The organism is Cupriavidus gilardii, assembly GCF_013347325.1.
Classification (GTDB): Bacteria; Pseudomonadota; Gammaproteobacteria; order Burkholderiales; family Burkholderiaceae; genus Cupriavidus; species Cupriavidus gilardii.
In genome coordinates this window covers 1,998,884-2,014,312 of the sequence record NZ_CP054626.1, presented here as the reverse complement: position 1 = coordinate 2,014,312, position 15,429 = coordinate 1,998,884, and the positions used below count along the sequence as shown (strand labels likewise).

The 15,429-nt window shown below is 65.8% G+C and carries 13 protein-coding genes; 11 read left to right on the top strand and 2 right to left on the bottom strand.

Annotation, left to right across the window (positions count from 1 at the left end):
* Positions 1 to 60 precede the first annotated feature (60 nt).
* The gene (locus tag FOB47_RS19305) at positions 61 to 561 is read right to left on the bottom strand and encodes a YhbY family RNA-binding protein (protein ID WP_174781854.1); all 501 of its coding nucleotides are present in this window, start codon (positions 559 to 561) and stop codon (positions 61 to 63) included.
* A 159-nt stretch (positions 562 to 720) separates the two neighbouring features.
* Here FOB47_RS19305 and FOB47_RS19300 point away from each other — a divergent pair, with 159 nt between their 5' ends.
* The 11 genes from FOB47_RS19300 to phoR all read left to right on the top strand — a co-directional run bounded on the left by FOB47_RS19300 (position 721) and on the right by phoR (position 13,166).
* Positions 721 to 1,386: an RlmE family RNA methyltransferase gene (locus tag FOB47_RS19300; protein ID WP_174781853.1), complete on the top strand. Its 666-nt coding sequence runs from the start codon at positions 721 to 723 to the stop codon at positions 1,384 to 1,386.
* A gap of 204 nt (positions 1,387 to 1,590) precedes the next feature.
* Positions 1,591 to 3,474 (top strand): ATP-dependent zinc metalloprotease FtsH, encoded by a 1,884-nt coding sequence (ftsH, locus tag FOB47_RS19295; RefSeq protein WP_006576612.1) that lies wholly within the window; start codon positions 1,591 to 1,593, stop codon positions 3,472 to 3,474.
* A gap of 157 nt (positions 3,475 to 3,631) precedes the next feature.
* Positions 3,632 to 4,507, top strand: a complete 876-nt coding sequence (gene folP, locus FOB47_RS19290) for a dihydropteroate synthase (protein WP_082371498.1) — start codon at positions 3,632 to 3,634, stop codon at positions 4,505 to 4,507.
* A gap of 87 nt (positions 4,508 to 4,594) precedes the next feature.
* Positions 4,595 to 5,938: a phosphoglucosamine mutase gene (gene glmM / locus FOB47_RS19285; protein WP_174781852.1), complete on the top strand. Its 1,344-nt coding sequence runs from the start codon at positions 4,595 to 4,597 to the stop codon at positions 5,936 to 5,938.
* Between the two features lie 237 nt (positions 5,939 to 6,175).
* Complete coding sequence (pstS, locus tag FOB47_RS19280; RefSeq protein ID WP_053822094.1) at positions 6,176 to 7,207, top strand: phosphate ABC transporter substrate-binding protein PstS; 1,032 nt, start codon at positions 6,176 to 6,178, stop codon at positions 7,205 to 7,207.
* 105 nt (positions 7,208 to 7,312) lie between these two features.
* Complete coding sequence (gene pstC, locus FOB47_RS19275) at positions 7,313 to 8,278, top strand: phosphate ABC transporter permease PstC (RefSeq protein ID WP_174781851.1); 966 nt, start codon at positions 7,313 to 7,315, stop codon at positions 8,276 to 8,278.
* Positions 8,275 to 9,186 (top strand): phosphate ABC transporter permease PstA, encoded by a 912-nt coding sequence (pstA, locus tag FOB47_RS19270; RefSeq protein WP_053822092.1) that lies wholly within the window; start codon positions 8,275 to 8,277, stop codon positions 9,184 to 9,186. Before pstC ends, pstA begins: the two co-directional genes overlap by 4 nt.
* Positions 9,187 to 9,257: 71 nt before the next feature.
* Positions 9,258 to 10,046 carry a phosphate ABC transporter ATP-binding protein PstB gene (pstB, locus tag FOB47_RS19265; protein WP_006576607.1) on the top strand — a complete coding sequence of 263 codons (789 nt, stop codon included), beginning with the start codon at positions 9,258 to 9,260 and terminating at the stop codon, positions 10,044 to 10,046.
* A 74-nt stretch (positions 10,047 to 10,120) separates the two neighbouring features.
* Entirely contained in the window at positions 10,121 to 10,825 is a 705-nt protein-coding gene (phoU, locus tag FOB47_RS19260) for a phosphate signaling complex protein PhoU (RefSeq protein WP_053823135.1), read from the top strand.
* 156 nt (positions 10,826 to 10,981) lie between these two features.
* Positions 10,982 to 11,689, top strand: coding sequence for a phosphate regulon transcriptional regulator PhoB (gene phoB / locus FOB47_RS19255; protein ID WP_006576605.1), 708 nt, complete (start codon positions 10,982 to 10,984; stop codon positions 11,687 to 11,689).
* A gap of 157 nt (positions 11,690 to 11,846) precedes the next feature.
* Positions 11,847 to 13,166 (top strand): phosphate regulon sensor histidine kinase PhoR, encoded by a 1,320-nt coding sequence (gene phoR, locus FOB47_RS19250; protein WP_053822091.1) that lies wholly within the window; start codon positions 11,847 to 11,849, stop codon positions 13,164 to 13,166.
* Between the two features lie 102 nt (positions 13,167 to 13,268).
* On the opposite strand, the gene ppk1 is transcribed toward phoR, so the two are convergent.
* Positions 13,269 to 15,347: a polyphosphate kinase 1 gene (gene ppk1, locus FOB47_RS19245; protein WP_244959337.1), complete on the bottom strand. Its 2,079-nt coding sequence runs from the start codon at positions 15,345 to 15,347 to the stop codon at positions 13,269 to 13,271.
* Positions 15,348 to 15,429: the final 82 nt, after the last annotated feature.

Sequence of the window (15,429 nt, the reverse complement as noted above, 5' to 3'; positions counted from 1 at the left end):
TTTTCTCCTCTCTCCCGCTTGCGGGAGAGGGAGTACAGCGCCGTGGGGCACAGGAGCCGCTCAGCCCAGCGACTTCTTCTTCTGGCTGGCCTGGCGGGTCCGGGCGCGCTTGACGTTGCCGCCGGCGGTCACGCGCTCGTTGCCCAGCAGGCGGACCTCGTTGCGGGTCGGGCGGCCGCCCGGCTTGGCGGCGGGCTTGCGCACCGTGACGGTGCGCGGTGCTGCGCCGCGGCGGGCCGGTGCCATGCGGCCGAGGTCCTGCGGCTGGTTCTCCTTCAGCCGGGCCGGGCCCGGACGCCAGACCACCAGCAGCTTGCCGATGTGCTGGATCGGGGCGGCGCCAAGTTCATCGCAAATGGCTTCGTAGATGGCGATGCGGGTGTCGCGCTCGTCGCCGAACACGCGGATCTTGATCAGATCGTGGGCCGCGAGGCTGCGGTCGATCTCGGCCAGGACGGCAGGGGTCAGGCCCTCGGCGCCGATCATCACGACCGGGTTCAGGCCGTGGGCACGGGAGCGGAGTTCGGAGCGCTGGGCGGGATTCAATTGAAGGGCAGGCATAGTCAGGCAGGATAGGGGCGACGCCGGTAAAGGCGGCTGGAAAGGCGGCCGGAAAGCCGGCTGCAAACGCGGCCGGCAGGGCCTCTTACGTCGCAAGGGCGTCGCAACGGCGCGTATTATCCGTCAAACCGTCATGGTCTGGCGGCGAAATCACGAGAAATGGCCAAGAACAAGTTCAGGCAGTCGTGGCTGCACGACCATATCAACGACCCTTACGTCAAGCTGGCGCAGCGCGAAGGCTATCGCGCGCGCGCGGCCTACAAGCTCAAGGAGATCGACGAGCAGGACAAGCTGATCCAGCCGGGTCAGGTCATCGTCGACCTGGGCGCGGCGCCGGGCAGCTGGAGCCAGTATGTCCGCAACAAGCTGGCCGCCTCGCCGCGCGCGCGGGAAGGCCATATCGACGGAGCGGTGGTCGCGATCGACCTGCTGCCGATGGAGCCGGTCGCCGACGTGACCTTCATCCAGGGCGACTTCCGCGACGAGGAGGTGTTCCGGCAGCTCGAGCAGATCGTGCTGGAGGCCTCCGGCGGCAACAAGATCGACCTTGTTTTGTCCGATATGGCCCCCAATTTGTCCGGTGTGGCCTCGGCCGATGCGGCGCGCATCGAATATCTGTGCGACCTGGCGCTCGAATTTGCCCAGGCCCATCTGAAACCCGACGGCGCGTTGCTGGTAAAGTGCTTCCACGGCAGCGGCTACAGCCAGATCGTCGAAAAGTTCAAGCGCCAGTTCAAGGTGGTGGCCAAGCGCAAGCCGAAGGCCTCGCGGGACAAGTCCTCCGAAACCTTCATTCTTGGACGCCACCTGAAGTCGCCGGGCTGAAGCCGTTGGGCCGTCCGGCACGGGCCCTGCCCAGGGTCCGGCCGGGCACCATTGGCGTCATTGCCGGTCTGACTGTCGTCCCTCAGTTGGCCGCTAGCGCTATCACTATTGGCCCGATAGGGACGCTTTTCGCCCCCCGGGGCGGCGCTGCATTACAATGCAATGCAGCTATCGTTGGCAAGGCAATCGCAAAGGAGTTCGGCCTTGAATAACAACCTGTTTCAAAAGGCGGCAATCTGGCTCGTGATCGCGCTGGTGTTGTTTACCGTCTTCAAGCAGTTCGACAAGCCCCGTGCGCAGGAAAGCGTCACCTATTCCCAGTTCATGGATGACGCCAAGAACGGCAAGGTGAGCCGCGTCGACGTACAGGGCCGAAACCTCGTGGTGACGCCCAAGGAAGGGCAGAAATACACCATCATCTCGCCGGGCGACATCTGGATGGTCGGCGACCTGATGAAATACGGCGTCCAGGTGACTGGCAAGGCCGATGACGAGCCGAATGTGCTGGTCCAGGCCCTGTACTACCTCGGACCGACCCTGCTGATCATCGTATTCTGGTTCTACATGATGCGGCAGATGCAGGGGGGCGGGAAAGGCGGCGCCTTCTCGTTCGGCAAGTCGCGTGCGCGGCTGATCGACGAGAACCAGAACGCGGTCACCTTCCAGGACGTCGCCGGTTGCGACGAGGCCAAGGAAGAGGTGGTCGAGCTGGTCGACTTCCTGAAAGACCCGCAGAAGTTCCAGAAGCTGGGCGGGCGCATCCCGCGCGGCGTGCTGCTGGTCGGCCCTCCGGGTACCGGCAAGACGCTGCTGGCGCGCGCGATCGCCGGCGAGGCCAAGGTGCCGTTCTTCAGCATCTCCGGTTCGGACTTCGTCGAAATGTTCGTCGGCGTCGGCGCGGCCCGCGTGCGCGACATGTTCGAGAACGCCAAGAAGCAGGCCCCCTGCATCGTGTTCATCGATGAAATCGACGCGGTCGGCCGCCATCGCGGCGCCGGCATGGGCGGCGGCAACGACGAGCGCGAGCAGACGCTGAACCAGATGCTGGTCGAGATGGACGGCTTCGAGGCCAACTCGGGCGTGATCGTGATCGCCGCGACCAACCGTGCCGACGTCCTGGACAAGGCGCTGCTGCGTCCGGGCCGTTTCGACCGCCAGGTCTTCGTCGGCCTGCCGGACATCCGCGGCCGCGAGCAGATCCTGAAGGTCCATATGCGCAAGGTGCCGATCGGCAACGATGTCGACGCGTCGGTGATCGCGCGCGGCACGCCGGGCTTCTCCGGCGCCGACCTGGCCAATCTGGTCAACGAGGCCGCGCTGTTTGCCGCCCGCCGCAACAAGCGCGTGGTGGACATGCAGGACTTCGAGGACGCGAAGGACAAGATCTACATGGGTCCGGAGCGCAAGTCGACGGTGATGCGCGAAGAGGAACGCAAGGCGACCGCGTACCACGAGTCGGGCCATGCGGTGGTGGCCAAGCTGCTGCCCAAGGCAGACCCGGTGCACAAGGTCACCATCATGCCGCGTGGCTGGGCACTGGGCGTGACCTGGCAGCTGCCCGAGCATGACAAGTACTCGAAGTACAAGGACAACATGCTCGACGAGATCGCCATCCTGTTCGGCGGCCGCGCCGCCGAAGAGGTGTTCCTCAATGCGATGAGCACCGGCGCGTCCAACGACTTCGAACGCGCCACCAAGATCGCGCGCGACATGGTGACCCGCTTCGGCATGAGCGACACGCTGGGCACGATGGTCTATGTCGACACCGAGCAGGAAGGCCTGTTCGGCAAGATGTCGTCGAAATCGGTGTCGGAAGTCACGCAGCAGAAGGTCGACGGCGAGATCCGCCGCATCCTCGACGAGCAGTATGCGCTGGCCAAGCGCCTGCTCGAAGAGAATCGCGACAAGGTCGAGGCGATGACCGCGGCGCTGATGGAATGGGAAACCATCGATGCCGACCAGGTCAACGACATCATGGCCGGCAAGCCGCCGCGTCCTCCGCGCGGCATGCCGGGCGCCAGCGGTGGCGGCACGCCGCCGTCGGGCGGCTCGCCGGTGACGCCGTCGAACGCGCCGGCCGCGGCCTGATCCGAGACCGTCCGCCCAGAGGATGATGGCTGCGCTGCGCTTGGCGCGCTGAGCCTCGCAAAGCCGGTGCCCCAGGGCACCGGCTTTTTTCGTCCCGGCTTCCCCCGTTACCGGCCTCGTCCTTCGTCTTACTTCCCCGTTTATTCAGGACCGCAACTTGTCGACCTCGTATTTCCAGTGCGGGCGCTATCGCTTTGCACGCGACCGCCGCCCGCTGGTCATGGGCATCCTCAACGTGACGCCCGACTCGTTTTCCGATGGCGGCCAGCATGCGAGCCGCGACGCGGCGCTGCGGCATGCCGAGCAGATGATCGCCGAGGGCGTCGACATCATCGACATCGGCGGCGAATCGAGCCGGCCCGGCTCGGCGTCGCTGCCGCTGGAGCAGGAGCTGGCGCGCGTGCTGCCCATCGTCGAAGCGCTGCGCGACTGCGGCAAGCCGCTGTCGATCGATACCTACAAGCCCGAGACGATGCGCGCGGCGCTGGCGGCCGGCGCCGACCTGATCAATGACATCTGGGGCCTGCGCATGCCGGGCGCGCTCGAGGCCGTCGCGGCCGCCCAGGCGGGCCAGGGCGCCCAACCCGGCCTGTGCGTGATGCACATGCAGCGCGATCCCCAGACGATGCAGGAGGCCCCGCACTACGACGACGTGGTCGGCGAGGTCCGCGACTTCCTGCAGCAGCGCGTCGATGCGTTGCGCGCGGCCGGCGTCGACGACAGCCGCATCGTGCTCGATCCGGGCTTTGGCTTCGGCAAGACCGCGGATCATAATCTGCGCCTGCTCGGCGAGCTGCCGCAGCTGGCCGTCGACGGATTGCCGCTGCTGGCCGGGCTGTCGCGCAAATCGACGCTCGGCGCCATTCTGGGCGGACGGCCGCCGCAGCAGCGCGTCGCGGCCAGCATCGCCGCCGCTGTGTGCGCGGCCGAACGCGGCGCCTATATCGTGCGCGTGCACGATGTGCAGGCATCGGTCGACGCGATCAAGACCTGGTGGGCCGTGCGGCAGCAACGCGTCGACGCCGCGGCCTGACGCCCGTCACGGCCATCCCGGCGACCATCTACAACCAATCTCAGCGCAAAGAATTCGAACCCGAATCAGAACAGGGAGAACGATCGGATGACACGTAAATACTTCGGCACCGACGGCGTGCGCGGCAGGGTCGGCGAGGCGCCGATCACGCCGGATTTCGTGATGCGGCTGGGCTATGCGGCGGGGCGCGTGCTGGCGCTCGGCCAGCCGAGCACGCAAGGCAAGCCCACGGTGCTGATCGGCAAGGACACGCGGATCTCCGGCTATATGCTGGAAGCCGCGCTGGAAGCGGGCTTTACCGCGGCCGGTGTCCATGTGCTGCTGACCGGCCCGCTGCCGACGCCGGGTGTCGCCTATCTGACCCGCGCGCTGCGGCTGGCCGCCGGCGTGGTGATCTCGGCCAGCCACAATCCGTACCACGACAACGGCATCAAGTTCTTCTCGGCCACCGGCGACAAGCTGCCGGACGACGTCGAACTGGCGATCGAGGCCGAGCTCGAGGCGCCGATGCATTGCGTGCCGTCCGACCAGCTGGGGCGTGCGCGCCGGATCGACGACGCAGCCGGCCGCTACATCGAGTTCTGCAAGAGCACCTTCCCATACGACCGCGACCTGCACGGCCTGAAGCTGGTCGTCGACTGCGCGCATGGCGCGGCGTACCACATCGCTCCGCACGTGTTCCACGAGCTGGGTGCCGACGTGGTGTCGATCGGCAACCAGCCCAATGGCCGCAACATCAACGACGGCTACGGCGCCACCGCGCCGGACAAGCTGGTCGAGGCGGTCAAGGCGCACGGCGCCGACCTCGGCCTGGCCTTCGATGGCGATGCCGACCGGCTGCAGGTGGTCGACGCCGACGGCCGGCTCTACAACGGTGACGAGCTGCTCTATGCGATCGTGCAGGACCGCATCGCCTGTGGACAAAGCGTCCCAGGCGTGGTCGGCACGCTGATGACCAATATGGCGGTCGAGCTGGCGCTGCAACGCCAGGGCGTCGAATTCGTGCGGGCCAAGGTCGGCGACCGCTACGTGCTCGAGGAACTGGGCAAGCGCGGCTGGACACTGGGCGGCGAGGGTTCGGGCCATTTGCTATGCCTGGATCGCCACTCTACCGGCGACGGCATCGTGTCGGCGCTGCAGGTGCTGGCGGCGCTGCGCCGCAGCGGCAAGACCCTGGCGCAGCTGCTCGACGGTGTCTCGCTGTTCCCGCAGACGCTGATCAATGTGCGGGTGCAGAAGGGCTTCGACTGGCAAAGCCATGCCGGCCTGCAAGCGGCTCGCGCCGAGATCGAGCCGGCGCTGGCCGGCAAGGGGCGCGTGCTGATCCGTGCTTCCGGTACCGAGCCGGTGGTGCGGGTGATGGTCGAGGCCGAACAGGCCGAGACCGCCGAGCAGGCGGCCCGCAAGCTGGCCGACGCGCTGGCGACCTGATCCAGCACAAGGCGCCAGCCTGCCGTGAACGCCCGGCTCCGGCCGGGCGTTTTCCTTTGTCGCGCCGGGGCCGAGGGCCGATCGGTGCCTTCCATGCCTGCTCGAGTGCGTGCGGAAATGTCCGCTTAAATGTCTCTTCAGAGAAATTTTCGCGATGTCACGGAACTGTCATAGTGGCCGCATAAAGTTCGGGATGTCAAAAAACTGACATTCCCAACCATGTTCTCTGGAGGACATATGAAGCTGGTCAAGACTGCCGTTGCGGGCATCGTATCGATGGTGGTAGCAGGCTCCGCATTCGCGGCAGAAATTACCGGTGCAGGCGCTTCCTTTCCGGCGCCCGTCTATTCCAAGTGGGCCGACGCATACCAAAAAGCCACGGGTAACAAGGTCAACTATCAATCGATCGGATCGTCGGGCGGCATCAAGCAGATCAACGCCAAGACGGTCGATTTCGGCGCTTCGGACGCCCCGCTGAAGGACGAGGAACTGGCCAAGCAAGGTCTGGTGCAGTTCCCGACCGTGATCGGCGGCGTGGTGCCGGTGATCAATCTGCAAGGCATCAAGCCGGGCGACCTGACCATCACGGGCGAAGTGCTGGCGGACATCTACCTGGGCAAGATCAAGAAGTGGGACGATCCGGCCATCAAGGCGCTGAACCCGAACGCCAAGCTGCCGAGCCAGGACATCCTGCCGGTGCGCCGCGCCGACGGCTCGGGCACCACGTTCATCTTCACCAACTACCTGTCGAAGGTCAGCGCCGACTGGAAGAGCTCGGTGGGCGAGGGCACCACGGTCAACTGGCCGGGTGGCGGCACGGGCGGCAAGGGAAATGAAGGCGTGGCCGCCTTCGTGCAGCGTCTGAACGGCGCGATCGGCTATGTCGAGTACGCCTACGCCAAGCAGAACAAGATGACGCACGTGAAGATGAAGAACGCCGCCGGTGCGGTGGTCTCGCCGAGCGATGACGCGTTCAAGGCCGCTGCGGCCGGCGCCGACTGGAGCAAGTCGTACTACCAGATCCTGACCAACCAGCAGGGCAAGGACGCCTGGCCGATCGCCGGCGCGACCTTCATCCTGGTGCACAAGAACCAGGAAAAGCCGGCGCAGGGCGCGGAAGTGCTGAAGTTCTTCGACTGGGCCTACAAGAGCGGCGCCAGCATGGCCAGCGAACTGGACTACGTGCCGATGCCCGAGTCGGTCGTCAACCAGATCCGCACGACCTGGAAGAACAGCATCAAGGACGCGTCGGGCAAGGGCCTGTACTGATCGACCTGTGGTGATCCGAAGGGAGGGCGTGCCGAGCGCGCTGCCCTCTCCCCCGGCCCCTCTCCCGCCAGCGGGAGAGGGGAGCAAAACCGAGTACTCCTGAACATGGCGACCACGTCCGATCTTCCCGCCGTACGCGCACCCGGCCGCACCGGTGACATCCTGTTCGGTGGCCTGACGCGCGGCGCCGCCATCATCACGCTGTTGCTGCTGGGCGGCATCATCGTCTCGCTCGCCATCAGCGCCTGGCCTTCGATCCAGGCCTTCGGCCTCAAATTCCTGTGGACCGCGGAGTGGGATCCCCCCGCGGACATCTATGGCGCGCTGGTGCCGATCTACGGCACCATCGTGACCTCGCTGATCGCGCTGATCATCGCGGTGCCGGTCAGCTTCGGCATCGCGCTGTTCCTGACCGAACTGTCTCCGGCATGGCTGCGCCGCCCCCTGGGCACCGCGATCGAGTTGCTGGCCGCGGTGCCGTCGATCGTCTACGGCATGTGGGGCCTGCTGGTATTCGCGCCGCTGTTCGGCGAGTACTTCCAGAAGCCGCTGGCCGCGACCGTCGGCCAGCTGCCGCTGATCGGGCCGCTGTTCCAGGGCGCGCCGCTGGGCATCGGCCTGCTGTGCGCGGGCGTGATCCTGGCGATCATGATCATTCCGTATATCGCCTCGGTGATGCGCGACGTGTTCGAGGTCACCCCGGTGCTGCTGAAGGAATCCGCCTACGGCGTCGGCTGCACCACCTGGGAGGTGATGTGGAACGTCGTGCTGCCCTATACCCGTGCCGGCGTGATCGGCGGCGTGATGCTCGGCCTGGGCCGCGCGCTGGGCGAGACCATGGCGGTCACCTTCGTGATCGGCAACACCAACCTGCTGGACAACGCCTCGCTGTTCTCGCCGGGCAACAGCATCACCTCGGCGCTGGCCAACGAGTTCGCGGAGGCCGGTCCGGGCCTGCATACCGCCGCGCTGATGGAGCTTGGCCTGATCCTGTTCTTCATCACCTTCGTGGTATTGGCGCTGTCCAAACTGCTGTTGCTGCGCCTGTCGCGCAATGAGGGCAAGAAATGAATTCGACCAGCCAAGCCACCATGTCGACCTCGTCGATCCCGGCGGTCCATGCCAATGCCAACGAGGTGCGCGAGCGCCTGCAGGCGCGGCGCAAGCGCATCAACGTCTACGCGCTGGCCGCCTCGCTGGCCGCGATGACCTTCGGCCTGTTCTGGCTCGCGTGGATCCTGTGGACGACGATCTCGCTGGGCATCGGCGGATTGTCGATCGACCTGTTCACGCAGATGACGCCGGCACCGAATACCGCCGGCGGCGGTCTCGCCAACGCGATCTTCGGCAGTTTCGTGATGGTGGGCCTGGCCACCGTGTTCGGCACGCCGCTGGGCATCCTGGCCGGCATCTACCTGGCCGAGTATGGCCAGAAGTCCCCGCTGGCCAGCTTCATCCGCTTCATCAACGACATCCTGCTGTCGGCGCCGTCGATCGTGATCGGCCTGTTCGTCTACGCGCTGGTGGTGGCCCGGATGGGGCATTTCTCGGCCTGGGCCGGCATCTGCTCGCTGGCGCTGCTGCAGATCCCGATCGTCGTGCGCACCACCGAGAACATGCTGAACCTGGTGCCCAACGCGCTGCGCGAGGCCGCCTTCGCGCTCGGCACGCCGAAATGGAAGATGGTGCTGTCGATCACGGTCAAGGCCTCGTACGCGGGCATCATCACCGGCGTGCTGCTGGCGGTGGCCCGGATCGCCGGCGAAACCGCGCCGCTGCTGTTCACCGCGCTGTCGAACCAGTTCTGGAGCACGGATCTGAACAAGCCGATGGCCAACCTGCCGGTGACGATCTTCCGCTTCGCGATGAGCCCGTTCACCGAATGGCAGCAGCTGGCATGGGCCGGCGTGTTCCTGATCACGATCGGCGTCCTGGCGCTGAACATCCTGGCGCGCGTGCTGTTCAAGAAGAGCCAGTGAGCGCAACCGGCAGACAGCAAAACGAACCGCAAGCAGCACGCGAAACCACGAATCTACCTGCGAGACCCAGCATGACTTCGACCGTCATCGACATCCCCGACAGCGTCCGCGCCAAGATCGACGTGCGCAACCTGAACTTCTACTACGGACAGTTCCATGCGCTGAAGAACATCAACATGTCGATCCCGGACCGCAAGGTCACCGCCTTCATCGGTCCCTCGGGCTGCGGCAAATCGACCCTGCTGCGTACCCTGAACAAGATGTACGCGCTCTATCCCGAGCAGCGTGCCGAGGGCGAGATCAACATGGACGGCGAGAACCTGCTGACCAGCCGCAAGGACATCGCGCTGCTGCGCGCCAAGGTCGGCATGGTGTTCCAGAAGCCGACGCCGTTCCCGATGTCGATCTACGACAATATCGCCTTCGGCGTGCGGCTGTTCGAGAAGCTGTCGCGCTCGGAGATGGACGACCGCGTCGAGTGGGCGCTGTCGAAGGCCGCGCTGTGGAACGAGGCCAAGGACAAGCTGCACCAGTCGGGCTACAGCCTGTCCGGCGGCCAGCAGCAGCGGCTGTGCATCGCGCGCGGCATTGCGATCCGCCCGGAGGTGCTGCTGCTCGACGAGCCGTGCTCGGCGCTGGACCCGATCTCGACCGGCCGCATCGAGGAACTGATCGCGGAACTGAAGGACGAGTACACCGTGGTGATCGTGACCCATAATATGCAGCAGGCTGCGCGTTGCTCGGATTTCACCGCCTACATGTACCTGGGCGAGCTGATCGAGTTCGGCGAGACGGAGAAGATCTTCATCAAGCCGCACCGCAAGGAAACCGAGGACTACATCACCGGCCGTTTCGGCTGAGCAGCAAGGCAGCCCGTCCAAGCAACGCCCGCCGTGTCGCGCGACGCGCCAGCATCCGCGGCCAGGAGAACATGATGACCGACAAGCACCTGTCGACCCAATTCGACGCCGACCTCAACGCGATCAATACCAAGCTGCTGCAGATGGGCGGCCTGGTCGAGGCGCAGATCGATACCGCGATGAAGGCGCTGGCCGAATTCGACGCCACGCTGGCCGAGCAGGTCATCGAGCGCGAGAACCAGATCAACGCGCTCGAGATCGAGATCGATGCCGACTGCGGCAATATCATCGCGCGCCGCCAGCCGACCGCGCGCGATCTGCGCCTGGTGATGGCCATCTCCAAGACCATCACGAACCTGGAGCGCGCCGGCGACGAGGCCGAGAAGATCGCCAAGCGTACCAAGCACATCATGGAAGAGACCGGCGCGCAGGGCATCAACTACGCCGAGGTCAAGCTGGCCGGCGATCTGGCGATCGCGCTGCTGCGCAAGTCGCTCGATGCCTTCGCGCGCCTCGATACGGTCGCGGCCGCGCGCATCGTCAAGGACGACAAGGCGATCGACGACGAATTCCGTGCCTTCGTGCGCAAGCTGATCACCTACATGATGGAAGACCCGCGCACGATCTCGGTCGCGCTGGACTTCCTGTTCATCGCCAAGGCCGTCGAGCGCATCGGCGACCATGCGAAGAACATTGCCGAATTCATCATCTACATCGTCAAGGGCACCGACGTTCGCCACACGTCGCGCGAGGACATGGAAAAGGAAGCGCTGAGCTGATCCAACCGGTCGAGCGACGCCGTGGTACCTGTCCGTTGTCTTGCTGCCCGGTGTGTACCTGCCCGTTTCGCTCGCCGTAGATCGTCCGCTGTACTACGTCATCTCGCTGTTCCATCTGCCAATACCTGAACCTGCCAGAGAGCGGAGACCTCATTCATGCCTAGCAGTATTCTGGTCGTCGAAGACGAACCGGCCATTGCCGAACTGATCGCCGTCAACCTGCAGCACGCCGGGCACTATCCGATCCGTGCCTACAACGCCGAGCAGGCGCTGTCGCTGATGAGCGATGTATTGCCCGATCTGGTGCTGCTTGACTGGATGCTGCCGGGCAAGTCCGGGGCGGTGTTCGCCAAGGAACTGCGCAACAACGAACGCACCAAGCAGATCCCGATCATCATGCTGACCGCGCGCAGCGAGGAGCAGGACAAGGTCATGGGGCTGGAGGCGGGTGCCGACGACTACGTGACCAAGCCGTTCTCGCCGAAGGAGCTGCTGGCGCGCATCAAGGCGGTGCTGCGCCGCCGCGCGCCGCAGCTGACCGACGACGTCGTGGCGATCAACGGCCTGCGGCTGGACCCGGCCACGCATCGCGTCACCGGCCAGGACGAATCCGGCCCGATCAAGCTGGAACTCGGCCCGACCGAATTCCGCCTGCTGCATTTCCTGATGACCCACCCGGAGCGCGTGCACAGCCGCTCGCAGCTGCTGGACCAGGTCTGGGGCGACCACGTTTTCGTGGAAGAGCGCACCGTCGACGTGCATATCAAGCGGCTGCGCGCGGCGCTGGCTCCCGGCGGCTACAGCGCGATGATCGAGACGGTCCGCGGCAGCGGCTACCGCCTGGCCCGGTCGCCGGGACAGTGAGCGGCCGGCCTCGCCAGGTTTGCCGCGGGATCCGCGGGCTGGGCGAGGCGGCGTCGCTTTCCGCGGTTTCGTGGCACACTGCGGCCCATCCCGCCTGCGGGGGCGGCCCTGACTGTCGCCTTCGCCGTACCCTGCCAGGCTGCCATCGCACGATCTCATGAATGTCATCTGGGCCCGATCCGCGGCCGTCCTGATCCTGCTGGCCATCGCCGCCGCGCTGCTGGCCGTCTTCGTCGGCGTCACCGCCGCGCTGGCGGTGACCACCGGCGCGCTGCTGGCGCTGCTGGTGTTCTACCTGTATCAGATCAACCGGCTGTGGAAGGTGCTGGACGCGCCTGCCTACGGCGAGATTCCGAGCGCGGTCGGGCTGTGGGGCGAGGTCTATTACCGCCTGCACCGTCTCGTCAAGCGCTGGCGCATGCAGGTGCTGCAGGTCGAGCAGCAGCACACGCGCTTCATCCAGGCGATCCAGGCCTCGCCCAACGGCGTGCTGATGCTGGACGACGCCGACCAGATCGAGTGGTGCAACGCCGTGGCCGAGCTGCACTTCGGCCTCAGCGCGCGGCGCGACGCGCGCCAGCGCATCACGCACCTGATCCGGCGCCCGGAGTTTGTGCAGTACCTGATGTTGCAACGTTTCGACGAACCCTTGCAGATGCGCGACATGGGCGAACACAAGCAGAGCGTGCTGGCGGTGCAGGTGCTGCCCTATGGCGACAATCGCAAGCTGGTGCTGACGCAGGACATCACCAAGCTCGAGAACACCGAGTCGATGCGGCGCGATTTCGTCGCCAATGTCTCGCATGAACTGAAGACGCCGCTGACGGTGCTGACGGGCTTTCTCGAGACCGTGCGCGATCTGCCGGTCTCGGACGAGGATCGCCGGCGCTATGTCGACATGATGATGACGCAGGCGATGCGCATGCAGCATATCGTCGAGGACCTGCTGGCGCTGGCCAAGCTCGAGAGCGATATGCAGCCGCCCAGCCAGGATCCGGTCGACATCGGCGCGCTGGTGCATCACCTGGTGCACGACGCGCAGGGGCTGTCGCAGGGCCGGCACGAGATCACCGCCGACATCGACCGGACGGTCGGCATCCGCGGCAGCGAAACCGAGCTGCTGTCGGCGCTGGGCAATCTGGTATCGAACGCGGTGCGCTACACGCCCGACGGCGGCCGCATCGGCATCGGCCTGTGCTACCGCGACGGCCATGCGGTGTTCTCGGTCAGCGATACGGGCCTGGGCATCGCCGCCGAGCACATTCCGCGGCTGACCGAGCGCTTCTATCGGGTCGACCGCAGCCGCTCGCGCGATACCGGCGGCACCGGCCTGGGGCTGGCGATCGTCAAGCACGTGCTGTCGCGCCACCATGCCGAACTGCGCATCAGCAGCGAGGTAGGCAAGGGCAGCGTGTTCCGCGTGGTGTTTCCGGTCGACCGCAGCATCCATCAGCCGGGCGCGCGGCACGCGGCGTAGGGGTAGGGCGCCCGGAGGTAGGGTGCCGAGAGGCAGGGCGCCGTCTTTCTCGCGAACGCGAGGCAGGCACCTTTGCCTTCGGCGGAAAAGGCGCCGTCGCCCTCAGGCGAACATGCCCAGCAGCTCCATCTGGCTGATCCGCCGTTCCTTCCCCTTGCCCGTCTGCTGGACATAGCTGCCGTCCGGCTGCATGACCCACGCCGAACCGTTGTCGCGCAGATGCACGAGCAGCCCTTCCTGGATCACGCGCGTCTTCAGCGTCTTGTCCAGGATCGGGAAGGCGACCTCGACGCGGCGGAACAGATTGCGGTCCATCCAGTCCGCGCTCGACAGGTACAGCAGTTCTGTGCCGCCGGCGAGGAAGTAGTTGACCCGATGGTGCTCGAGGAAGCGGCCCACGATCGATCGCACCGTGATGTTCTCGGACAGTCCCGGCACGCCTGGCCGCAGCGCGCAGACGCCGCGCACGATCAGGTCGATCTGCACGCCGGCGCGCGAGGCCTTGTAGAGCTCCTCGATCACCGACGGCTCCAGCAGCGCGTTCATCTTGGCGATGATGCGCGCCGGCTTGCCGGCCCGCGCGTTGCGCGCTTCGGCACGGATATGCTCGACCAGGTTGCTCTGCATCGTGAACGGCGACTGCCACAGATGCTTGAGCTTGATCGAGCCGGCCGTGCCGGTCAGCAGCTGGAACACGTGGTGCACGTCCTCGCACACCTCCTCGTTGGCGGTCAGCAGCCCGAAGTCGGTGTACAGCCGCGCGGTGCGCGGATGGTAGTTGCCGGTGCCCAGATGCACGTAGCGGCGCAGCTTGGTCTGCTTGCTCTTCGGACCGGCCGGCTCGCGCCGTACGATCAGCAGCATCTTGGCGTGGCACTTGTGGCCGACCACGCCGTAGATCACGTGCGCGCCGGCCGATTCCAGGCGCTCGGCCCAGTTGATATTGGTTTCCTCGTCGAAGCGCGCCAGCAGCTCGAGCACGACGGTCACGTCCTTGCCGTTGCGCACCGCGGTCATCAGCGCTTCCATCACCAGCGAATCGTTGCCGGTGCGGTAGACGGTCTGCTTGATCGCCACCACGTCGGGATCGTTGGCCGCCAGCTGCAGCAGATCCAGCACCGAACTGAAGCTCTCGTACGGATGGTGCAGCAGCACGTCGCGCTGGCGGATCACGTCGAACATCGGCGTGCCGCCGCTGAACGCCTTGACTGCGGCCGGAACGTGCGGCGGATACTTGAGCGCGGGGCGGTCGACCATGTCGGGGATCGACATCAGCCGCACCAGGTTGACCGGGCCGCTGACGCGATACAGGTCCTGCTCGCCCAGCGCGAACTCGGTCAGCAGCCGCCGCGTCAGCGCCGGCGGCGTCTCGGCGGCGACCTCCAGCCGCACCGCATCGCCGTAGTGGCGCGTCGGCAGTTCGCCCTGCAGCGCCTCGCGCAGATCCGTGATCTCGTCTTCGGAGACGAACAGATCCGAATTGCGCGTGACGCGGAACTGGTAGCAGCCGTCGACCTCGATCGCCGGGAACAGCTCGTGCACGAAGCCCTGCATGAACGAGGACAGCAGCACGAAGCCGTACGGATAGCCCGACAGCGACTGCGGCATCTGCACGACGCGCGGCAGCGCGCGCGGCGCCTGCACGATCGCGAGATCGGCTTCGCGGCCGAACGCGTCCTTGCCCGACAGCTCGACGACGAAGTTCAGGCTCTTGTTGGAAACGCGGGGGAAGGGATGGGCCGGATCGAGCGCGATCGGCGTCAGCACCGGCCCGATCTCGCGCACGAAAAAGTCGCGTGCCCAGTCGCGCTGTGCGTCGTTCCACACCGTCGTCATATGGAAGAACACGCCCTCGCGCTCGAGCAGGGGGAATATCACGTCCTGCAGCATGGCATACTGCGCTGCAACGAGGCGCTGTGTCCGCTCGGTGATCGACTGGTAGGTCTGCTGGAACGACAGGCCGTCCGGGGTCAGGCCGGACGGGTTGTCGCGCATCTGCTCCTTCAGGCCGGCCATCCGGATCTCGAAGAATTCGTCGAGATTGCTCGACACGATGCAGATGAACTTGAGGCGCTCGAGCAGCGGTACCGACTGGTCCGCCGCCTGGGCCAACACACGGGAGTTGAATTCCAGGATGCCGAGTTCGCGATTGAGCAGCGTACCGGGCGGGGTCGTCGACATGGGCATGACCTTCTTTGGGCGATGCGGCGACTTTTCCATAGAATCGTGTCAACTTGATGACAACGTGATTTTGTCATGACAC